Source organism: Actinoplanes sp. NPDC026670 (assembly GCF_040638175.1).
GTDB lineage: Bacteria > Actinomycetota > Actinomycetes > Mycobacteriales > Micromonosporaceae > Actinoplanes.
The window spans coordinates 35,677-57,237 of the sequence record NZ_JBEZXU010000027.1 but is presented as its reverse complement, the minus strand read 5'-3'; the positions used below and the strand labels follow the sequence as shown (position 1 = coordinate 57,237).

The 21,561-nt window shown below is 70.6% G+C and carries 19 protein-coding genes and 3 tRNA genes; 15 read left to right on the top strand and 7 right to left on the bottom strand.

The genetic code is table 11. The annotated features are described in order from the left end of the window. Positions 1-49 precede the first annotated feature (49 nt). The 7 genes from AB0E94_RS25675 (at position 50) to AB0E94_RS25645 (ending at position 8,591) form a co-directional block, all read left to right on the top strand. The gene (locus AB0E94_RS25675; protein ID WP_360330420.1) at positions 50-1,516 is read left to right on the top strand and encodes an aspartate aminotransferase family protein; all 1,467 of its coding nucleotides are present in this window, start codon (positions 50-52) and stop codon (positions 1,514-1,516) included. Beyond that, a complete protein-coding gene (locus tag AB0E94_RS25670) occupies positions 1,516-2,796 on the top strand; it encodes a SidA/IucD/PvdA family monooxygenase (protein WP_360330417.1) in 1,281 nt (426 codons plus the stop codon). The genes AB0E94_RS25675 and AB0E94_RS25670 overlap by 1 nt, the downstream gene beginning before the upstream one ends. Further along, positions 2,793-4,991, top strand: coding sequence for a GNAT family N-acetyltransferase (locus AB0E94_RS25665; RefSeq protein WP_360330414.1), 2,199 nt, complete (start codon positions 2,793-2,795; stop codon positions 4,989-4,991). Before AB0E94_RS25670 ends, AB0E94_RS25665 begins: the two co-directional genes overlap by 4 nt. Then, positions 4,988-7,387, top strand: a complete 2,400-nt coding sequence (locus AB0E94_RS25660) for a GNAT family N-acetyltransferase (RefSeq protein WP_360330411.1) — start codon at positions 4,988-4,990, stop codon at positions 7,385-7,387. Before AB0E94_RS25665 ends, AB0E94_RS25660 begins: the two co-directional genes overlap by 4 nt. Before the next feature lie 78 nt (positions 7,388-7,465). Next, on the top strand, positions 7,466-7,699 hold the full coding sequence (locus tag AB0E94_RS25655; RefSeq protein WP_360330408.1) for a hypothetical protein: 234 nt from the start codon (positions 7,466-7,468) through the stop codon (positions 7,697-7,699). Positions 7,700-7,929: 230 nt separating this feature from the next. Continuing rightward, positions 7,930-8,109 carry a hypothetical protein gene (locus AB0E94_RS25650; protein ID WP_360330405.1) on the top strand — a complete coding sequence of 60 codons (180 nt, stop codon included), beginning with the start codon at positions 7,930-7,932 and terminating at the stop codon, positions 8,107-8,109. 32 nt (positions 8,110-8,141) lie between these two features. Then, entirely contained in the window at positions 8,142-8,591 is a 450-nt protein-coding gene (locus AB0E94_RS25645; protein ID WP_360330402.1) for a YdeI/OmpD-associated family protein, read from the top strand. A gap of 5 nt (positions 8,592-8,596) precedes the next feature. Here AB0E94_RS25645 and AB0E94_RS25640 read toward each other — a convergent pair whose 3' ends face one another. The 6 genes from AB0E94_RS25640 to cbiE all read right to left on the bottom strand — a co-directional run bounded on the left by AB0E94_RS25640 (position 8,597) and on the right by cbiE (position 13,974). Then, positions 8,597-9,751, bottom strand: a complete 1,155-nt coding sequence (locus AB0E94_RS25640) for a hypothetical protein (RefSeq protein ID WP_360330400.1) — start codon at positions 9,749-9,751, stop codon at positions 8,597-8,599. A gap of 186 nt (positions 9,752-9,937) precedes the next feature. Further along, complete coding sequence (locus AB0E94_RS25635) at positions 9,938-10,549, bottom strand: hypothetical protein (protein ID WP_360330397.1); 612 nt, start codon at positions 10,547-10,549, stop codon at positions 9,938-9,940. After that, on the bottom strand, positions 10,546-11,253 hold the full coding sequence (locus tag AB0E94_RS25630) for a hypothetical protein (RefSeq protein WP_360330394.1): 708 nt from the start codon (positions 11,251-11,253) through the stop codon (positions 10,546-10,548). Before AB0E94_RS25630 ends, AB0E94_RS25635 begins: the two co-directional genes overlap by 4 nt. A gap of 53 nt (positions 11,254-11,306) precedes the next feature. Then, entirely contained in the window at positions 11,307-12,032 is a 726-nt protein-coding gene (locus tag AB0E94_RS25625) for a cobalt-precorrin-6A reductase (RefSeq protein ID WP_360330391.1), read from the bottom strand. Continuing rightward, a complete protein-coding gene (cobM, locus tag AB0E94_RS25620) occupies positions 12,029-12,772 on the bottom strand; it encodes a precorrin-4 C(11)-methyltransferase (protein ID WP_360330388.1) in 744 nt (247 codons plus the stop codon). The genes AB0E94_RS25625 and cobM overlap by 4 nt, the downstream gene beginning before the upstream one ends. Further along, on the bottom strand, positions 12,769-13,974 hold the full coding sequence (gene cbiE, locus AB0E94_RS25615) for a precorrin-6y C5,15-methyltransferase (decarboxylating) subunit CbiE (RefSeq protein WP_360330385.1): 1,206 nt from the start codon (positions 13,972-13,974) through the stop codon (positions 12,769-12,771). The genes cobM and cbiE overlap by 4 nt, the downstream gene beginning before the upstream one ends. Positions 13,975-14,231: 257 nt before the next feature. Here cbiE and AB0E94_RS25610 point away from each other — a divergent pair, with 257 nt between their 5' ends. The 8 genes from AB0E94_RS25610 (at position 14,232) to AB0E94_RS25575 (ending at position 19,661) form a co-directional block, all read left to right on the top strand. Further along, entirely contained in the window at positions 14,232-15,725 is a 1,494-nt protein-coding gene (locus AB0E94_RS25610) for a ferric reductase-like transmembrane domain-containing protein (RefSeq protein WP_360330382.1), read from the top strand. A 26-nt stretch (positions 15,726-15,751) separates the two neighbouring features. After that, positions 15,752-16,258: an FMN-binding protein gene (locus AB0E94_RS25605; RefSeq protein WP_360330379.1), complete on the top strand. Its 507-nt coding sequence runs from the start codon at positions 15,752-15,754 to the stop codon at positions 16,256-16,258. Between the two features lie 32 nt (positions 16,259-16,290). After that, positions 16,291-17,016 carry an FAD:protein FMN transferase gene (locus AB0E94_RS25600; protein ID WP_360330641.1) on the top strand — a complete coding sequence of 242 codons (726 nt, stop codon included), beginning with the start codon at positions 16,291-16,293 and terminating at the stop codon, positions 17,014-17,016. A gap of 266 nt (positions 17,017-17,282) precedes the next feature. Beyond that, positions 17,283-17,354, top strand: a tRNA-Gly gene (locus tag AB0E94_RS25595). Between the two features lie 26 nt (positions 17,355-17,380). Beyond that, a tRNA-Cys gene (locus AB0E94_RS25590) sits at positions 17,381-17,451 on the top strand. Between the two features lie 11 nt (positions 17,452-17,462). Next, positions 17,463-17,537, top strand: a tRNA-Val gene (locus AB0E94_RS25585). A gap of 966 nt (positions 17,538-18,503) precedes the next feature. After that, positions 18,504-19,193: a response regulator transcription factor gene (locus tag AB0E94_RS25580; protein WP_360330376.1), complete on the top strand. Its 690-nt coding sequence runs from the start codon at positions 18,504-18,506 to the stop codon at positions 19,191-19,193. A gap of 129 nt (positions 19,194-19,322) precedes the next feature. After that, on the top strand, positions 19,323-19,661 hold the full coding sequence (locus AB0E94_RS25575; protein ID WP_360330373.1) for a lactococcin 972 family bacteriocin: 339 nt from the start codon (positions 19,323-19,325) through the stop codon (positions 19,659-19,661). Between the two features lie 1,540 nt (positions 19,662-21,201). Here AB0E94_RS25575 and AB0E94_RS25570 read toward each other — a convergent pair. Beyond that, positions 21,202-21,558 (bottom strand): hypothetical protein, encoded by a 357-nt coding sequence (locus tag AB0E94_RS25570; protein WP_360330370.1) that lies wholly within the window; start codon positions 21,556-21,558, stop codon positions 21,202-21,204. Positions 21,559-21,561: the final 3 nt, after the last annotated feature.

The following is a 21,561-nucleotide window of genomic DNA, read 5'->3' as shown; positions in this document are numbered from 1 at the left end:
GTTAGCCTCCCCTTAGTTAGGTAAGGTTTACCTTATTTGGAGGCCTCCGTTGGAGCGGTCCGATTCCCCGCACCTGCTGTCCGGGTCCACGCTGGACAGCTACACGTCCGGCGTGTGGCACGCATCGGCGCTGCTCGCCGACCGGATGAAGGCGGTGCGGCAGCCGTACTCCGGCGCAGCCGTCGGCGAGTTGCAGGTCCAGGTCGACGCCGTCGATCTGGACCGTCCGCTCGGTGACACCGGCGCGGCACTGCACGAGGTGGCCCAGCTCTACCTGGACAACGCCGTCTGGTTCCACGAGCCCACCTACGTCGCTCACCTGAACTGCCCGGTCGCCATCCCCGCGCTCACCGCCGAGGTGCTGATCTCGGCGGTCAACTCGTCGGTCGACACCTGGGACCAGAGCACCGCGGGCACCCTCATCGAACGCCGCCTGGTCGACTGGACGGCCGGCCGGATCGGCTTCGGGCCGGGCGCCGACGGCATCTTCACCAGCGGCGGCACCCAGTCCAACCTGCAGGCTCTGCTGCTGGCCCGGGAGGAGACGCTCTCCGCTCTGGAGGGCCGGAGCGCGATCCCGCGGCTGCGGATCTTCGCGACCACCGAGAGCCACTTCAGTGTCAGCAAGTCGGCCGGGATCCTCGGCATGGCCGCCGGCGCGGTGGTCGGCGTCGCCACCGACGGCGCCGGGAGGATGGACACCGCCGCGCTGGCCGCCGCGATCGAGGACGTGCGCCGGGACGGCGGCATCCCGATGGCCGTGGTCGCCACCGCCGGCACCACCGACCTGGGCCGCATCGACCCGGTCGCCGACATCGCCGCGATCTGCGAGAGCCAGGGCATCTGGTTCCACGTCGACGCCGCGTACGGCTGTGGCCTGCTCGTCTCCACCCGCCGCCGGCACCTGCTGGACGGCATCGAGCGCGCCGACTCGGTCACCGTCGACTTCCACAAGAGCTACTTCCAGCCGGTCAGCTCCAGCGCCATCGTGGTACGCCGGGGCGAGACCATGCGCCGGATCGCGGTGCACGCCGACTACCTGAACCCGCGGGCCGCCGCCGTGCCGAACCAGGTGAACAAGAGCCTCCAGACCACCCGCCGGTTCGACGCGCTGAAGCTGTGGATGACCCTGCGGACCATGGGCGCCGAGCAGATCGGCGACATGTTCGACGCCGTCGTCGACCGGGCGTCCGACGCCCACCTGCTGATCAGCGACGACCCGGACTTCGAGGCGCTGGCCGCGCCGACGCTCAGCACGGTGCTGTTCCGCTACCGCCCGGCCGGCATGGAGATCGCCGAGTGCGACGAGCTGATGCCGAGGCTGCGGCAGCGGCTGTTCCACGGCGGCCGGGCGATCGTCGCCGGCACCACCGTCGGCGGCCACTACTGGCTCAAGTTCACCCTGCTCAACCCGAACACGACGACGGGCAACCTGCGCGACGTGCTGGATCTGATCCGCGGGATCGGCCGGGAGATGACCGGCGAACGCGACGAGGCCACGGCGGTGATGGCCTGATGCGCACCTACGATTTCGCGGCGATCGGGGTCGGCCCGTTCAACCTGGGGCTGGCCGCGCTGACCGAGGACCTGTCCGACGTGGACGGCGTCTTCCTGGAGCAGCGGGCCGAGTTCGACTGGCACCCGGGCCTGATGCTGGACGGCGTCACGATCCAGGTGCCGTTCCTCGCCGACCTGGTCACCATGGCCGACCCGGCCAGCCGGTTCTCGTTCCTCAACTACCTCAAGCAGGTGGGGCGGCTCTACCCGTTCTACATCCGGGAGAGCTTCTTCCCGCTGCGTGCCGAGTACAACGAGTACTGCAAGTGGGCGGCCCGCCAGCTGACCTCGATCAGGTGGAACACCCGGGTCGAGACGGTCACCCACGACGGCGGGGCGTACCTCGTGCACACGAACGGCGAGACCGTCCGGGCCCGCAAGCTGGTCCTCGGCATCGGCACCGCGCCGCGTGTCCCGGCCGTCGTCGACCAGGGGCCGTACGTGCACAGCGCCGACTACCTGCCCAGCAAGGCGCAGCTCCAGGGCCTCGACTCGATCACGATCATCGGCAGCGGGCAGAGCGCGGCCGAGATCTACCTCGACCTGCTCGACGACATCGAGACGTACGGCTACCACCTGAGCTGGATCACCAGGTCGCCGCGGTACTTCCCGATGGAGTACACGAAGCTGACCCTGGAGATGACCTCCCCGGACTACATCCGCTACCACCGGGCGCTGCCGATGGACGTGCGTGACCGGCTCGGCCGTGAGCAGCGCAACCTCTACAAGGGCATCAGCGGCGACCTGGTCGACGCGATCTACGAGACGCTGTACGCGAAGAGCCTGACCGGCCCGGTGCCGACCACGCTGCTCACCGGCACCGCGCTGGAGGGCGTGATCTGGGACGGCGAACGCTGGACCCTCGCGCTGGAACACCAGGAGGAGGGCCGCTCGTTCACCGCGAGCACCCAAGGGCTCGTCCTGGCCACCGGTTACGCCCCGCGGGTGCCGTCCTTCCTGGACCCGGTCCGGGACCGGATCAACTGGGACGCCCGTGGCCGGTTCGACGTGGCTGTCGACTACGCCGTGGACGTCGCCGGCGACGAGATCTTCGTGCAGAACGCCGCCGAGCACACGCACAGCGTCACCGACCCCGACCTGGGCATGGGCCCGTACCGCAACAGCGTGATCCTCAAGGCCATCACCGGCCGGGAGATCTACCCGATCGAGGAGTCGATCACGTTCCAGCAGTTCGGCGCGCCCAAGGCCGACATCCCCCGACAGTTGGTGAACAGGTGAGACTCGTACCGCTCGACCTTGATCGTGATCTTGATCTTCTGCACACCTGGGTGACCCATCCGCGGGCGCGCTACTGGGGGCTCCAGGGGGCCGACGTCGACCGGGTCCGCAAGGAGTACCAGGGCTTTCTCGACAACCCGCACTACGACGTGTGGCTCGGCCTGGACGACGACGACAAGCCGCTGTTCCTCGCCGAGACCTACGAGCCGGCGCACAGCGAGCTCGCCCCGCACTACGACGTGCGGCCCGGTGACATCGGCATGCATCTGCTGGTCGCGCCGCCGACCCGGAAACGCTCCGGGGTCACCTCCGCGGTGATGCGGGCCGTGATGGACTTCTGCTTCGCCGACTCCCGCGTCGAGCGTGTCGTCGTCGAGCCGGACGTCGGCAACGACGCCATCCAGCGCAAGAACGCCGAGGTCGGTTTCGTCGCGGAACGTGACGTGCCACTGCACGGCAAGACCGGCCGGCTCAGCTTCTGCACCCGCGCGGCGTACGCGATGAGCGTCCCGCACCTGCGGCCGGAGGCGATGGAGTTCGCCCACCGCCGGCTGATCGCGAAGGCGATCGCCGAGTTCAGCCACGAGCGCCTGATCGCGCCGGCCGAGATCGGCGACGGCCGTTTCGAGTTCGGCGCGAACACCTTCAACGCCAAGCGCTACCCGCTCGAACACTGGGTGATCGACCCGGAGTCGCTGGACGGGCCGCTCGACGCGCTCGACTTCATCGCCGGCCTGCGCGAGACGCTCGGCATCCCGGAGAAGCTGCTCGGCACCTACCTGGAGGAGATCTCGGCGACGCTGGCCGGGACCGCCTGGAAGTACGCGCACCGCCGGGAGACCGCCGAGGACCTCGTGCACGCGAGCTTCCAGACGATCGAGGCCGCGATGACCGAGGGTCACCCCGGATTCGTCGCCAACAACGGGCGGATCGGTTACGGTCTCACCGACCACCAGGCCTATGCGCCGGAAGCCGGGCAGGCGGTCCGGTTGCGGTGGGTGGCGATTCTCAAGAGCGAGAGCGTCTTCGTGTACGGGGGAGACGAGCCCGCGCATTACCGGGCCGAGCTCGGCGAGCTACTGGGACGCTTCGAGCAGCAGCTCCGGGGGCAGGGACTGGACCCGGCCGACTACCGCTACCTGCCCGTGCACCCGTGGCAGTGGGAGCACAAGGTCACCGTCACGTTCGCGCCCGACGTGGCCCGCCGGGCGATCGTCCCGCTCGACGCCGGCACTGATCGTTATCGGGCACAGCAGTCGATCCGGACGTTCTTCAACAGCGACCGGCCGGAACGCCACTACGTGAAGACCGCGATCGCCGTCCAGAACATGGGCTTCCTGCGCGGGCTGTCGCCGAAGTACATGCAGGCCACGCCGCCGATCAACGAGTGGGTCGCGTCGGTCGTGGCGGGTGACGAGGAACTGCGGGCCTGCCGGTTCCAGGTGCTCCGGGAACTCGCGTCGATCGGGTACACCGGGGACGCCTACCACCGGACCGGGACGCCCAGCGCGTACACCAAGATGCTCGCCGCCCTCTGGCGCGAAAGCCCTGTCCCGCGCATCTCGCCGGACGAGCGGCTGGCCACGATGGCCAGCCTCCTGCACCGCGACCGCGACGGGAACTCGCTGGTCGCCGCCCTGATCCGGGCATCCGGCCGGACGCCCGCCGAGTGGGTGGCGAGCTACCTGCGCGCCTACCTGCGGCCGATCGTGCACTGCCTGCTCCAGCACGATCTGGCGTTCATGCCGCACGGCGAGAACCTGATCCTCGTGCTGGCGGACCACGTGCCGACCCGGGTGTTCATGAAGGACATCGGCGAGGAGGTGGCGGTCATGAACGACCAGCCGCTGCCGGCCGAGGTCGAGCGGATCCGGATCGACGTCACCGACGAGATCAAGGAACTGGCGATCTTCACCGACGTGTTCGACGGCTTCCTGCGGCATCTCGCCGGGATCCTCGACTCCGACGGGGTCCTCGGCGCCGGCGAGTTCTGGGCGCTCGTAGGCGACTGCGTCCGCGAGCACGCCGAGGACCACCCGCACCTGGCCGGGCGGCTCGACCTGCTGCGGCCGACCTTCGCGCACTCCTGCCTGAACCGGCTCCAGCTGCGCAACACGCTGCAGATGGTGGACCTCACCGACCAGGCCGGCTCGCTGATCTTCGCGGGCGAGCTGGCGAACCCGATCTCCGCATGAGGATCCACCGCGACGCCCACGGCATCCCGCACCTGCGAGCCGGCTCGGTCCTCGACCTCGCCCGGCTCCAGGGGCGGGTGACCGCTACTGATCGGGGCCGGCAGCTCCAGGTGGAGCGACTCCGGTCGGAGGGGCGCCTCGCCTCCGTCGCCGGGGCCGCCGAGCTGGGCTGGGACCGGTTCGCCCGCCGGGTCCGGCTCGACGACACCGCCCGGCGGTCGTTCGCCAATCTGGACAATTCAACTCAGCGGTGGCTGGAGGCGTATGCCGAGGGTGTTCGCGCCGGTGGCATCGAGTGGCACCCCTGGTCGTCGCTCGGCGTCTTTCAGGTGCAGCACATTCTGTTCGGCACGTTCGGCAACAAGCTGTGGCGAGCGCACGTCGAGCGGACCCTCGGGCCGGCCGCGCTGTCCTGGTTCGCGAACGAGGGTCCGGGCGGCTCCGGCAGCAACGCCTGGACCGTTCCCGGCCAGATCGCCGGCGACCCGCACCGGCTCCTCGAACTCCCCGGCATCTACCAGCAGATCCGCCTCGCCTGCCCGGCCTTCGACGTGGCCGGGCTCACCTTCCCGGGCGTCCCCGGCGTGCAGCACTTCGGGCACGCCGGGTCGGTGGCCTGGGCCATCACCAACGCGATGGCCGACTACCAGGACCTCTACCTCGAAGAGCTGCGCGAGGTCGACGGCCGGCTCCAGGCCCGCGGCGCGACCGGCTGGGAGCCGGTGGTCACCCATCAGGAGACGATTCTCGTACGCGACGAGGACCCGGTCGTGGTCGACATCATCGAGACGGCCCGTGGACCCGTCATCGATGGGAACCTGAGTCTTCGTACCCCCGCGAGGTCCGAATTCGATCTGGGTTTCGACGCCCTGTTGCCGCTGTTGCACGCGTCCACCGTGGACGATGTCGCCGACGCCCTGTCCCGCTGGGTCGAACCGGTCAACAGCGTCCTCACCGCCGACTCCACCGGCCGGGCCCGGCAACTGACCGTCGGCCGGGTGCCGCAGCGCGACGACCGCAACCGGCTCGTGCCGGTGCCCGCCTGGGAGGCCCGCCACGCGTGGCAGCCGGAGTGGGCGCCGATGTTCAGCTCCGAGGTCACCACGGCGGTCAACGCCAACGACAGGCGGCCGGACACCGCGCCCCACGGGGTGGACTTCGCGCCTCCGGCCCGCGCCCGCCGGATCCGTGAGCTGCTCGACCTCGGGGTGCCGCCCGAGAAGATCCACATGGACACCTCGCTGCCGGCCGATTCGGCCGACGCCGGGCGACGGATGGCCCGGCAGGCGGCCCTCGCCCGCGCCGTCTGCGACCGGCCCGAGTTGCAGCCGCTCTTCGAGCCGTCCGGGTACGACCCGCTGTTCGCCCCCTGGACCGACCCGCGGGCCCGGATCGGCATCGCCCTCGACGGGGTGCTCGCCGGGCTCGGCCTCGATCCGGCCGCCCTCGTCCCTTCTCCGGCCCCTGCTTCTTCCCCCTCCTCCCCGCCGGGGCCTGCCTCGACCGGCCCGGCCTCGGATGTGCCCTGGGGTGCGCGGCACCTGCTGTATCCGCTTCGACTGCCCGGCCTCGACGCCGTCGTGCCGCAGATCGAGCTCGGCGGTTCGGCCGGATGCGTGCTCAACACGTCCAGCGTGCCCGGGGTCAGCGACCTGTGCTGGCGCGGGCCGGTCGCCCGGTACGTGTGGGACCTCACCGACCGCAGCCGCAGCCGGTGGGTGGTCCCGTTCGGGGCCTCGGACGACCCGTCGTCACCGCACTTCCTCGACCAGCTGCCGCTCTGGGCGTCCGGTGAGCTCGTCCCGCTCGTCACCGACTGGGAACTACTGACGGAGGAACCCGTGACCGTCTTCGCGGAGAAGCTCCCCGGGCTCGGGGAACTGACCATGATCCGGCTCGCCCCGGCCACGCACGCGCCCGTCGTGCACTCGTGGGTGATCAAGGAGCGCAACCGGTTCTGGGGGATGGCGGAGCACTCGGTCGCCGACGTCGAGGAGATCTACCGGTTCGTCGACGGGCTGGACAGCCACCACGCCTACCTGCTGCTGCTCGACGGCGAGCCGATCGGGGTGTTCCAGACCTACGAGCCGTCGCAGGACCCGGTCGGGGAGTGTTACGACGTGCGGCCCGGCGACTTCGGGTTGCACCTGTTGCTCGACGCGTCCGGCCGGGAGCTTCCGCATCTGACCAGCGCGGTCTTTCCGGCTCTGCTGCGGCACCTGTTCGCCGAACCCGGCCGCCGGCGGATCGTCGCCGAACCGGACATCCGCAACGATCGGATGATTTCCCGGCTTCAGCGGGAGGGGTTCACGCTGGGGGCGGAGATCGACCTCGGTCACAAGAAAGCGCAGCTCACGTTCTTGGAGAGGGATCGCTTCGAGGGTGCCGAGGGGTAGTTCGAGGGGCCTCCTTGACGCAGGCCTAGTTGTGAAGGGGGCTTGTCTACGGCCTAGTAGGCCCCATAACATGTTCGCATGACTAGCGAGCTCCTGCGGGAGGTTCCCATGAGTGCAAGCAATCCCGATCCGGCGTCGCCCGCTCCATATGCCGGGTTCACCCCGATCGAGGAGATCATCCGGCGGATGAAGAAGCCGCCGATGACCTACGAGGAGGCGGTGGCAACCGCCCCCGACGTGTTCGAGTCGGACGAGGAGTACGAAGAGTTCTTGAAGTGGTATCGGGCCGAGCGGCAACGGCAGGTCGGCTGAAAATCCAGATGTCTCGCATTGTGCTCGACACCGATGTTGCTTCATCGATCTTCAAAGGCCGTGTGCCCGCGACGCTTGCTCCCAAGCTCGCGGGCAGCACGCAGGTTCTGACATTCATCAACTGGGCAGAGCTCACGACCTGGCCGCGTGTCCGTGACTGGGGCGCATCGAACCGGGCTGCTCTTGCCCAATGGATGTCCGGCTTCGCGATGCTCCCCGGGGAGACATAGGTGGCACAACTCTGCGGCGAGCTAGCCGCGGATGCCATGCGCCGCGGTCGCGGGAAGCCGAAGAATGACATGTGGGTCGCGGCGTGCTGTCTGACGCACGATCTTCCGCTCGCCACCCTCAACGTCAAGGATTTCGACTACTTCCGAATCCACTACGGGCTTTCGATCGTGACGGCCTGACTCGTTCCCCCTGGTTGGTTATCGTTCCGGGCATGGAGTACCGGGGTGAGTTGGAACGGACCGGGGGGAACACCACCGGGTTTCGGATTCCGGACGAGTTCGTGGCCGGGCTCGGCGGTGGCGGGCGGCCCAAGGTGGTCGTGCGGGCCGGTGAGTTCGAGTTCCGGTCGTCCATCGCCCGGATGGGTGGGGAGTACTGGCTCGGAGTCAGCGCCGAACGGCGGGCCGCCGGTGGGCTCGACGGGGGACAGGTCTACAACCTCGTGATCGAGTTGGATGACGCTCCCCGTACCGTCGAGGTGCCTGAGGATCTTGTGGCGGCCCTGGCCGCCGAACCGGAGACCAGAGCCTTCTGGGAATCCATCTCGTTCAGCAACCAGCGGTGGCATGCCGAGCAGCTGACCTCGGCGAAGACAGCCGAGACACGCGCCCGGCGGCTGGCCAAGTCGCTCGACCTGCTGCGCGCCGGAAAGGCCCGCTGACCGCATCACAGTGGACGGTAGGCGGTCTCCGGGTCGAGCAGCCCCACCCAGGACGGGCGATATCGGGGCAGGCGGGCGTCCATCTCCTCCTGGAGGTTGGTCCGCCACGGGCCGGACACCCCGTCGTCGTGCCACCAGGGCGGCCACGAGTCGTACCGCCGCTCCACCCGGACACCGGCGGCGCTCGTCTCCACCCGCAGGAACAGCCAGCGGCCATACCGCGGATCGGACTCGGCCCGCCGCAGCGCCCGGACCAGCTCGGTGAGCCGCCGGAAGGCGGTGTAACGCTCCTCCTCCGGCCGATCGGCGGGCGGACGGTCGCCGGGCTGCGAGCTGAAACTGGTGGCGTCCGAGTACGCCAGCAGCGAGCACCGCCCGTCGGAATGCGGCGCCCGGTCCTGGAGCCAGCCGACAAGCGTGTCCAGCTCGGCGGTGACCGGCGGCGCGGGCCGGGACAACTCCGGCGAATCCTGCATGGCCGCCCACACCAGCCGGTCGTGCTCGCCCTGACTGAGCCGGCGGACCCGGCGCATCGGCGGCCGCCGGCCCGGCTGGATCCGGGGCGCGGCACTGCCCGGCACCAGACCGCCCCGGGCCGCGGTGGCCATCGCGGCGGCCAGATCCGGCGCCGGATCGATCAGGAGGTCGGAGAAGTGCGCGGGTGACACCTCGGACCGCACCGCGGCCGCGAGCAGCCGCTCGGCCGCCGGCCGGGGACCGAACCGGCTCAGCGCGATCAGCGTGCCCTCCCCGGTCAGGGCCGGCCCGGCCAGGTCGGTCATGCCGTCCGACCAGCCGTCCCGATAGCGGACCCGGGACCAGCGGCCGCTCTCGTGCCAGATGACGAAACCGAGCCGGTCCCGCTCGGCCAGCGGGGCCAGCGTCGCCCATGGGAGCCAGTCGGGGGCGCCGGTGAGCGGATCGGCCGGTGGATCGTCACGCCCGGCGGCGCTGTGCTCGTGATGATCCCCGTAGAGAACCGCGCGACGCCCGTCGAGCAGCGCGAACCTGGCCCAGCTCCCGTCCGGCAGGTCCCGGCCGGCCCCGCGCTCGTCGATCGACCAGACACCGGTGCGGCCGATCGCGACATGGGTGGCGCTCAACGTGGCCCAGCGGGTCCAGAGCAGCCCGGGGGCGGGCAGGTCCACGTCGGTCAGCATCTGTCCACTGTGCCAAATGGAGCCGGGGCGTTGTCACCCCTGGGGATGGCCCCGGTTTCCTACCATGCGACTCGTGGTTCCCGTGGCGTGGAGACTCCGCAGCCGGGCCGATGATCGTGGGCGGTCCGGCTGCGGTTCCACTCGGCGGCCGCGCTCGGCCGGCCAGGTCTCCGAGGTTCGGCCGGGTCAGTGGCGGGGGAGTTCGCTCTGGGCGGCGGCCAGCCAGTCGAGGGCGTATTCCAGGTCGACTGCGGCGGCCCGGCGGCGGTGGGAACGGTGATCGCGGGCCGTGGCGGCACACGCCTCGATCCGACGGCGGAAAGCGACATATCGGTAGTTGTCGTCGATCGGCGCCGGGCTGTCGGGCTTCGTCCGGTCCCAGCGACGGCGCAGGCGCCGCAATCCGGCGACGGCCGGCAGCGCCACCCACAGCGCGACGACCGCGGTCAGCGCCAGGGACAGCGGGGCAACCGCCGGGACGCCGACGGCGGTCAGGAGGACTGCCGGGAGGCCGGTGACCAGCAGCGTCGCAGCGGTCAGCAGGCCGGTCGTGATGCCGAGCAGGACGCCGGCCGGGTCCGTGAGGTGGTTCGGATGGTGGCCGTGCCGGCCGGTTGCGGCCCGGACCCGGCGGCGGGCCTGGCCCAGGCGTGCGAAGACCACCCGGTCCGGCCGGTCCGCGGACCAGTCCCGGCTCTGCGCGTCGGTGATCAGCGCGTCCAGGTCACGGGCGATCGCCGTGGGCCGGGGCCGGGCCTCACCGGAGAACGGGTCCTCGCGCACCAGCGAACGCGTCACAGGGGGTCCTTCCGGAGGTCGCCGAGGTGCCGTTCGACACAGTCGACGGCCTGGCACAGCAACTGGTCGGCATGGGCGAGACGGCGGACCACCGGATCGGTGCGGATGGCCCGGCGTAGCTCCGGCGCGCTCCAGTTGCCCACACCGGCCTCCCGCAGCGCCGCCGAGACGAGCCGCACCCGGGCCCGCAAAAGCCGATCCGGCACCCCGGCCAGCCCGGCCGCACCCCGCCCCCGCGAAGGCGGCCCAGCCGCGCCAAGACCCGGCCCAGCCGGGCCAAGACCCGGCGCAGCCGGGCCAAGACCCGGCGCAGCCAGGGGACGAGCCGGCGCGGCGTGCGTCAGACGCCGGCGGCCGATCAGGAAGTGGACGTGCCGGCCGGCCCAGGGAGCGGCCGCGGCCGCGATCAGCAGCGTGGCCCCGGACCCGGCGAGGACTCCACCCGCGCCGAGCCCCAGCGTCCCGGCGATCGCCGCCGACCCCGCCACCAGCAGAAACGTCACGACACTCAGGACGAGCACCCGGGCCGGAGCGGCCAGCACCCCGGCGGCCTCGGTGAGCACACCGTCGAAGGCGGTCAGGCGGGCCGTCGCCGAACGGAGCCAGACCTGGCCGGCGTCACCCGCGTCGCCGATCTCGGCCAGCCCGTCGGCGACCATCGCGCGCACCGCGGCTAGTTCGGTGGACAGGGCGCGTACCGACATGAGTCGAGCGTCGCACTGCGACGCTCGTCACGCAGCACCCGAACTGTCGTATTTCAGCGGCTCAGGGTTCGCAACCACGACGCGGCGGCGTCCGCTGTGGACACCGCGGGGACGTCGGGCGCCGGCGGCCGGTTCACCATGAGGACCGGAACGCCCAGCTCACGCGCTGCGACGAGTTTGGCGTCGGCGCCACCGCTGTCCTTGGTGACGAGCACGTCGATCCGGTGCCCGAGGATCAGCTCGCGTTCGGCCCGGACGGTGAACGGCCCCCGATCGAGCAGCACCTCCAGGTGAACCGGCACGGTTCCGGCGGGTGGCTCCACCGAGCGGGCCAGGAACCAGCAGCCGTCGAGCCCGGCGAAATGCGCGAGCCCCTGCCGCCCGGTGGTCAGGAACACCCGGCGGCCGAGCGCCGGCAGCATTCCGGCTGCCTCCGGCAGCGACGCGACACGATGCCACTCGTCGCCCGGTCCGGCCGTCCAGCCGGGCCGTTTCAGGATCAGCAGCGGTACGCCGGAAGCCCCGCACGCCGCGGCCGCGTTCCCACTGATCGCCGCCGCGAACGGATGGGTGGCGTCGACGACGGCGTCGATCGTCTCGTCCCGCAGATACCGGGCCAGCCCGTCCACCCCGCCGAACCCGCCGATCCGCAGGTCGCCGGCCGGCCGCAGCGGATCCGTGGTCCGCCCGGCCAGAGACGTGACGACCTCGAACTCACCGGCGACCGTCCCGGCCAGCCGCCGAGCCTCGGTGGTCCCGCCGAGCAGCAGCACCCTCACGGGCGGCAGCGGCCGGACGAGTACAGGTGACTGTCCGGGAACTGGCCGGCCGTCAGGGCCGCGCCGACCACGATCACCGCGGTACGGCGTACACCCGCGGCTTTGACCTTGTCGGTGATGTCGGAGAGCGTGCCGCGCAGGATGACCTCGTCGGGCCGGGAGGCCCGCGCCACCACCGCGACCGGGCAGTCGGCGCCGTAGTTGCCGGTGAGTTCGGCGACGACCGCGTCGATCCGCTGGACGGCGAGGTGCAGCACCATGGTGGCCCGGCTGGCGCCGAGGGTGGCGAGGTCCTCGCCGGCCGGCATGGCGGTGGCCCGTTCCGCGGTGCGGGTGAGGATGACGGTCTGCGCCACTTCGGGAACGGTGAGCTCGCGGGCGAGCGAGGCCGCCGCCGCGGCGAACGCGGGCACCCCCGGTGTCACGTCGTAGGGGACCCCGGCCGCGTCGAGCCGCCGCATCTGCTCGGCGACGGCGCTGAACACCGACGGGTCGCCGGAGTGCAGCCGGGCCACGTCCGCACCGGCCCGGTGGGCGGCGACCATCTCGGCGATGATCTCGTCGAGCGTGAGGTTCGCCGTGTCGATCTTGCGGGCGCCTGGTGGGCAGGCGTCCAGCAGTTCGGCCGGGACGAGGCTGCCGGCGTAGAGGCAGACCGGCGCGGCCGCGATCAGCCGGTGCCCGCGCAGCGTGATCAGGTCGGCGGCGCCCGGTCCGGCGCCGATGAAGTGGACCGTCACGGTTTTACCGCCCAGATCGTGACCGGCATGAACGAGCGCCACCCGGTGAATCCGCCGACCGGGGAGCCGCGTTGCACGGTGATCCGGGTCAGTTCGCCGCCGAGTTTCGCGTAGGCGGCCGCGACGACCGCCTCCGATTCGACCGTGACCGCGTTCGCCACGAGCCGCCCGCCGGGGCGCAGCGCGGTGAGACAGCGGTCCAGGACGCCGTCGCGGGTCAATCCGCCTCCAATGAAGATCGTGTCCGGCCGGGGCAGGCCGTCGAGGGCGTCCGGCGCCCGGCCGTGCACCACACGCAGGCCGGGAACACCGAGGGCGGCCGCGTTGGCGGTGATCGTTTCGACCCGATCGGCCGACGACTCGATCGCGATCGCCCGGGTGGACGGGTGGGCGCGCATCCACTCGATGCCGATGCTGCCGGATCCGGCTCCGACGTCCCACAGCAGCTCGCCGGGGGCGGGGGCGAGCATGGCCAGGGTGACCGCCCGTACCTCCCGTTTGGTCAGTTGCCCGTCGGTTTTGAAGCAGCTGTCCGGAATGCCGGAGGTGACGGGCGACCCGGGCCCTTCGCCGCACTCGATCGCGACGATGTTGAGCGGGTCGCCGTCCGCAAGTGACCACGACCCGGCCGTGCCGACGACCATCCGTTCACCCGGGCCGCCGAGCTGCTCCAGAACGGTCAGGACCGCTGACCCGTGGCCCCGGGCGGCGAGCAGAGCCGCCACCGCCGCCGGGGTGTGCGCCCCGGCCGACAGCACCAGAATCCGGCGGCCGGGATTGATCACCCGGTTCAGGGTCTCGACCGGGGCCGTGACCAGGCTCACCACGTCGGTGGCCGAGAGATCCCAGCCCAGGCGGGCGGCGGCCAGCGACACCGACGACGGATGCGGCACCACGGTGATCGCCGACGGGCCCAGCACCCGGGCCAGCGTGGCGCCGATCCCGTGGAACATCGGATCGCCGCTGGCCAGCACGCACACCCGGCGGCCGCGCTCCGCCTCGAACAGGCCGGGCAGGGCGGGGACCAGCGGAGACGGCCACGGGACACGGCGCGCCCCGACCGTGGACGGCAGCAGATCGAGCTGCCGGGAGCTGCCGAACACCACCTCGGCGGCGGCCAGCGCGTCCTGTGCCGTACCGGCGAGGCCCGGCCAGCCGCCGGCGCCGATGCCGACCACGGTGACCGGTTGTGCGGAACTCATGCGGAGAACCTAACCTCTGGGATTTTTTCGATTGCGTTGAGCCAACTCGGCGTGACGCGCGTACCCAAACATGACGGCCCTTCCGCGCACGGGTCGTCACGTCGGCCGCATGGGGTGGCAGGCGCCGTGAGACGACTGCTGAGCAGGTGAGGACGTTGACAATTCCGGCGTTCCGGGATCAACGCGAGCTTCCAGACGACGATGGGTACTTCTCCAGCCTCCGGACCGATAACCGACCGAGCTGGGACAACCCGTCCATGCCGCCCTGGCCGGAACAGCAGGGCCAGTACGCACAGCCCCAGCCCCAGTACGGCCAGCCCTACGCCCAGCCGGACAACTTCCGTCGTGGTGACATCACCGAGCCGTCGCTCACCGACCCGACCGGCTGGAAGGCCGGCACCGGCGTCCCGGTCGTCGACGAGCGCCCGCCCGGCGAGTCGACCAGCGGCAACCGGCTCCTGACCGTCCTGCTGTTCTTCTCCGGCCTGGCCACCAGCGTCGCGCTGTGGCTGTTCAACACCCAGGCCGGCGCGATCAGCAACGACGCCACCCTGATGATCGCCGCCGGGCGCGTGACCGGCCTGATCGGTGGCTACCTGCTCTTCATCCAGCTGCTGATGATGAGCCGGGTCTCCTGGCTGGAGGAGTGGGTCGGCTCCCGCGACCTGCTGCGCTGGCACCGCGGACTGGGCGCCTCGCTGCTGACCTTCGTGGTCGCGCACATCGTCTTCATCGTGTACGGCTACGCCCTCACCGCCGGCACCGGCGTGGTCGACCAGGGCTGGACCGTGATCACCACGTTCCCGGAGATGATCAGCGCGACCATCGCCACCGGCCTGCTGGCGTTCATCGCCCTGATCTCGATCCGGGCCGTCCGCAACGTGCTCAACTACGAACTCTGGCACCTGATCCACCTGACCAGCTACGGCGTGCTGCTGCTCGGCTACGGCCACCAGATCGCCGCCGGCGCCGACATGAGCGGCAAGTTCGCCTCGGTGTTCTGGCCGGCGCTCGGCTGCATCACCATCGCCGCGCTCTTCTGGGGCCGGATCGTCGAACCCCTGTGGCTCAACGCCCGGCACCGGTTCAATGTGGCCGAGGTGGTCGGCGAGGGCGCCAACACGTTCTCGATCTACATCGAGGGCAAGCGGCTCGAGAAGCTCCCGGTGCAGGCCGGCCAGTTCATGCGGTGGCGGTTCCTGACCGCGAACGGCTGGTGGCAGTCGCACCCGTTCTCGCTGTCGGCGGCCCCGAACCCGAAGTGGCTGCGGCTCACCGTCACCATCGCCGGCGGCCACACCCGCAAGCTGGCCACGATGCGTCCCGGCACGCCGATCTGGGCGGAGGGCCCGTTCGGCACGTTCACCGCGGAACGCCGTACCCGCCGCCGTGCTCTTCTGATCGCCGGCGGCAGCGGCATCGCGCCGATCCGGGCCCTGCTCGAGGACATGCCGCCGGACACCATCGTGATCTACCGGGCCAGCCGCCCCGACGAGCTCGTGTTCCGGGCCGAGCTGGAGGAGCTGGCCGAGGAACGGGACGCCTGGGTGCGCTACATCGTCGGCGGCCGCAACGACCCCGGCCCGCGCCGGCTGTTCACCCCGGACGGGCTGCGCGGCCTCGTCCCCGACGTGAACCGCCGCGACGTCTACCTGTGCGGCCCGCCCGGACTGGTTAACGCCGCCGTCGACACGCTCAAGATGCTCGACGTGCCGGACAGCCAGCTCCACCTCGACCCCTTCGAGTTCTGACCCCTACCCCACCAGGAGTTCCCGCGATGCGACGCAGTACCGCAGCAGCCGTAGGCACCCTCACCGGCGCGGCCCTGATCCTCGGGGTCCGCCTGAGCGTGCAGCCCCCGGCCGTACCGGTGGCCGCCTCCCAGGACGGGGCCGTCAACGAGGAGCCGGAGATCGACGCGGCCGGCGCGGAATCGACCGCCGCCCCGGAGACGTCCAAGAAGCCGTCCGGCGACAAGAAGACCGAGGAAGAGACCGAGGAGACCGGTCTGAAGGCGGGCACCTACAAGGGCAAGGCCGCGCAGCACGCGTACGGCACGGTCCAGGTCACCATCAAGGTCGCCGGCGGCAAGATCACCAGCGCGAACGCGACCTACCCGACCGAGGGCTTCAGCGGCACGATCAACCCGAACGCCGTGAAGAGCCTCAACGCCTCCGCCCTCAAGGCGCAGAGCGCCGACGTCGACGCGGTCTCCGGCGCCACGCTCACCACCGGCGCCTACAAGGCCTCCCTCCAGGCGGCGCTGGACAAGGCCGGCGCGTAGGGTCCCTGTTCGTGCGGCACGTCGAAGAGGTCATGGGTACGGTCGTCAGCATCGAGTTGGCGGACGACCTGCCCGACTCCCGTCTGCGGGAGCTGGTCGGCGAGACGTGCGCCTGGCTGCACGAGGTCGACGCCCGGTTCAGCACCTACAAGGCGGACAGCGAGGTGTGCCGCTTCCGCCGCGGCGAGCTGCCGCTGGCGGACTGCTCCGACGACCTGCGCCTGGTCCTGGACCGCTGCGCCGACCTGTGGCGAGACACCGGCGGCTACTTCGACGCCTACGCGGGCGGCGAGCTCGACCCGTCCGGATACGTCAAGGGCTGGTCCGTCGAGGTCGCCTCGGAACGCCTCGCCGCAGCCGGTTCGGTGCGGCACTACATCGGCGCCGGCGGCGACATCCGGATGCGCGGCAGCGGCCCCGGCGGCCGGCCCTGGCGGGTCGGCGTGCGCCACCCCTGGGAGGCCGACAAACTGGCCTGGGTGCTCAACGTCACCGACGGCGCGGTGGCGACCTCCGGGACGTATGAGCGCGGCGCCCACGTCTGGAACCCGGTCTCCGGCGTCCCCGCGACGGGTCTGCGATCCGTCACCGTCGTCGGCCCCGACCTCGCGGTCGCTGACGCCTGGGCCACCGCCGCCCTCGCGATGGGCGAGGCGGGCCTGGCCTGGCTCGCGAAACTCACCGACAAAGGCTACGAATCGGCCGCCGTCACCGATGACGGCCGGGCTTTCACCTCGTCCGGCCTTCCGGTCGCATAACCCTTCAGCGGTACGGCCACACCTCCCACAACCGCAACAGCCGCGGTTCCGGGCCTACCCCGCGAGGTGGCTGCCCGCTCCCGCCGGCCAGCGCGCCCGCCGGGCTGTTGCGTGGTCCCCGCCGACACCCTCACCGCGGCCGTCTCGCCGCTGCTGCGACGGTGGTTTGAGCGTTGACGACGCGACACGCGGGGTACCCCGGTTTGGAGTCTGGTCGGGGGACCAGATAAAGTTCTGTCGTCGCCGGGGAAACCCGGAGGAGACAAGCGGAAGTGGCGCAGTGGTAGCGCATCACCTTGCCAAGGTGAGGGTCGCGGGTTCGAATCCCGTCTTCCGCTCGGAGAGGCCTCCACGAGGCCAGCTCGGTGGAGTGGCCGAGAGGCGAGGCAACGGCCTGCAAAGCCGTGTACACGGGTTCAAATCCCGTCTCCACCTCGCGGTGATGCGGGCGATTGGCGCAGCGGGAGCGCGCTTCCTTGACACGGAAGAGGTCACTGGTTCGATCCCAGTATCGCCCACCAGACAGCAAGGGCCGATGTCCACGGACATCGGCCCTTGATCTTTTCCTGTTCTTTGTATTCTTTACTGATTAACAACGAATCAATCTTCTGACAGGTGCCCACCCAGCGGTATTTCCACGGGTGCGAGGCCACTGACGCCGGTGAACTGCTGATATATCGGCCTAGCAGTCCTGCGGTAGCATCGCAATCGCCCGTGTCGATTTTTGTTGCTGTGCGATCAGGCCGGGGGTTGGGCGTCGTTTTCTGTAGTTTCCTGGTGTTGATAGCGCATTGGGGGGCGTCAATGAGCAAAGAAAGATCATGGTGGGACCCCTTGTCCAGGGTCCCACGCATGTCCCGAGATCCTGGGAAGCCGGAGTTGCCGGTCGGCAGGGTGGGAGCGGAGGCCCACCCTGACACCGGATTCCGGCAGCCGCCAGGAGTCACCAGATTCCGGCCGCCAGGGAGCGCTGGTTTCCGGCTGCCGCCAGGCGTCACCGGATTCCAGCCGCCAAGGGGTGCCAGATTCCGGCTTCCATGGAGCACTGGTTTCCGGCTGCCGCTGGGTGTCGCCGGATTCCGGCTGCCAGGGAGTGCTTGTTTCCGGCTGCCGCTGGGTGTCGCCGGATTCCGGCCGCCAAGGGGTGCCAGATTCCGGCGGCCGCCAAGAGGTGCCGTATGCCGGCTGCCGCTAGGGGGTGCAGGACTCCGGTCGCCGCTGATAGGCACCGGATTCCGGCTCCTGAGGGGCGCTGGATTCCCGCAACCGCCAGGAGGCGCCAGATCCCCGCAACCGCCAGGAGGCGCCAGATCCCCGCAACCGCCAGGAGGTGCCAGATTCCGGCAGTTGCCTAGGGGCGCCGGGTTCCGGCAGTTGCCTAGGGGCGCCGGGTTCCGGCAGTTGCCTAGGGGCGCCGGGTTCCGGCAGTTGCCTAGGGGCGCCGGGTTCCGGCCGCCGTCAATGTGCGCCGGGGGACGGGGGCGCCCGTGGTGATCACTGCTGACGCGATGCCCACCAGTGTCCTCATCGCGGCCGGCAGTGAGGTCCTGCGTGCCGGTGTCGCCACACTGATCAGGCTGCGTCCCGGGTTCGCGGTCGTCGAGGTTCCGCTGGGGCCGGCCACCCTGGTCGACGAAGCTCGTTCCCGGCGGCCCGACGTCCTCCTGGTGGACGTCGGGATGGTGACCGACCTGCGGGACGTCCTGGAGGCCCGGGAACGCGGCGCGGTCGCCGAGACCGCCATCGTCGCCCTGGTCACCGACGATCCGCCGGACATGGAGGTGCTCCGCGGACTCGTGCGGCGTGGCATCGACGGCATCGTGACCGCAAACGATCAGGCCAACCAGCTGAGCGGCGCGATGCATTCGGTGTGCCGTGGGCGCCGCTGGCTCAGCCCGGCGATCGGCGGCCATCTCCTGGAGGCTCTCGCCCGGCCCGGCGCAGGGTTCGCCACTCCCGAACCTGGGGGCGCCGAGACCGGCCTGACCCAGCGCGAGCGCCACGTCCTGGCGCTGGTCGCCGACGGTCTGACGGTCAGTCAGATCGCCCGGCGGCTGCACCGGAGCGAGAGTGCCGTGAAATACCACCTGTCCAACATGAGTGCGCGATATCAGGCGAGCAATCGTGCCCATCTGGTGTACCTGGCCATTCGGGCAGGTGAGCTTTCGGTCGGTTGACGGAATGGCCAGTCGGGTAACGGTCTGAATGGCTCGGGACAGATCAGCGTCAATGCGGTTCTCTGACTGCTGCCACTTGGTGCAGCCACTGGAGATCGTCTCCGGGCTGTTTCGCGAATGGGGGATTCGGTGAGGACTTCGATCAAGGTCGCGTTCGCTGGTGCGGCGCTTTCCGCCTCCGTGCTCGGCGCTGTCGCGGGCCCCGCCCAGGCGTGGGTGAGCGTCGGCCAGAAGACGCAGTACCCGTCGTCCGGCGGCACCTGGAACTACGGCTTCTGGGACGTCAAGATCCGCTCGTACTACACCGTCAACAAGTGCCACGGCTCGACCGTGATCCGCTACATCGACGGCCGGGAGACCAGCCGCTCGCGCAGCATCGACACCGCCTCGGGCGCCCGGTCGACCGCTGAGATCACGACCATCAACTCGTCCGGTCTCGAGGCCAGCTACTACTACCGCACCTGCTGAACAACGTTCTGAACCAACTTCGGCCCGGCGACCACAAAGTCGCCGGGCCGAAGTGCCCTTGAGGCCCGCTTCCCCAGCAGACGAACCGGGACGGCCCGCGCCCACTCCTTAAACTGTTGGAGATCCCTCAGAGCCGATCCCGGCCAGGTGCCCCCACAGCGCCAGGTGCGCCTACAACTCAGGCTCCCGGCCCCGGCTTCCCGCCCCGCCCCGGCTTCCCGCCCCGCCCCCGGCTTCCCGCCCCGCCCCCGGCTTCCCGCCCCGGCCCCGGCTTCCCGGCTCCGGGTTCCCGCCCCGGCTCCCGGCTCCGGCTTCCCGCTCCGGCTCCGGCCCGGCTCCGGCTTCGGCCCCGGCTCTGGCTCCGGCCCGGCTCCGGCCCGGCTTCGGCCCCGGCTCTGGCTCCGGCCCGGCTCCGGCCCGGCGTCGGCCCCGGCTCCGGCTCCGGCCCGGCTCCGGCCCGGCTCTGGCTCCGGCCCCGGCTCCCGGCCCTGGCTTCCCGCCCCGGCTCGTTGTCCGTGGCTTGCCGCTCGCGGATCTTGCACGAATCTTCACCCTCGCGCCGATCTTGCAGCCCTTTCCATGTCCCGACGGGAAGAAAGCTGCAAGGTCTCCCCGGCTTAGTGGACCTTGCATGACAAACCATGCCCAGAGGTGAAGAACCGTGCAAGATTGCTGCGAAGGTGGAGAACCGTGCAAGATCTACGAGGCTGGCCGGGGTCGGATCCTCTGTGAGCACGGCATTCCCGTCTCGGCCCGGTGTCCCGGTCGCCTACGTGACTGGTGCGACAGTCCGAAGGTCAGGCGCGAAATCATCGCACGGCAGAGGGGCTGACCGCGGACATGGCGAAAGTCTTGAAGAGGCTTCCTGGCGTGCCGGAAGTCCACAAGATCGCGAAATCGGATGCGCTTTGTCTCTTTCATCACGATACAGGCATGCGGAATGTCACGTTCTTACGGCCGGCGCAGACCTCCGACCCGCACCGCCGGATCGACGCCACGACCTTGGCATGGCGTCGATCCGGCCAGAGCAGGCCATCCACCGGACGGTGATCTCGACGGGCCCCGACCGCGCCCACAGACCTTGACTGCGAAGCCCCCAAACCGGGAGGTGTCCGCGGGGCTGTTGGACAGGGTGGTGTCCGCGGGGCTGCTGGACCGAGTGGTGCCCGCGGGGCTCCTTTTTCGGTCGTTGGACCGGGTGGTGTCCGCGGGCTGCCTTCTTGGCTGCTGGGCAGTGAGGTGCCCGTGGGCTGCTTCGCCGGCTGCCGGGCCGGGAGGTGCCCGCAGGGGTGATTCCTCGGCTGTGGGCCGGGACGTGTCCTCGGGTGCTTCGTCGGCTGTCGGGCCGGGGCGCCGTCAGTTGTAGGCCGGGACGTGTCCTCGAGTGCTTCGCCGGCTGTTGGGCCGGGGCGGCGTCAGTTGTGGGTTGGGTCGTGTCTTCGGGTGCTTCGCCGGCTGTCGGGCCCAGGCGGCGTCAGCTGTGGGCTCGGTATGTCCTCGGGTGTTTCCTCTGCTGCCGGGCCCGGGCGGCGTCGGTGGGCTAATCCTCGACCAGGTAGACCGGGACGCCGAAGCCGTCGCGGCGGCCGAGCAAGTCGCCGACGGCCTCGTGTTCGGCGTCTGTCCGGTAGGTCACCTGGATCAGCGCCCGGTCCTGGCCCTCGGGGCAGGGTGTGCCGACTGTCACCGAGATGCCCTTACCCAGGCCGGTGATCTCGGTGGCCAGGGCCTGGTTGCGGTCGAGTGCCGTGGCCGCCTCGGCTCGGGTCGGCAGTTCCTCGCAGGGCGGGTGGGTGTCCGACGAGGTTGGGAACACGCCCCCGAAGACGGCGGCCGCGCCGGCGCCGAGGACTGCCACTGCCGCGACGCCGACCGCGATCTTGGTGATCGATGACATGGA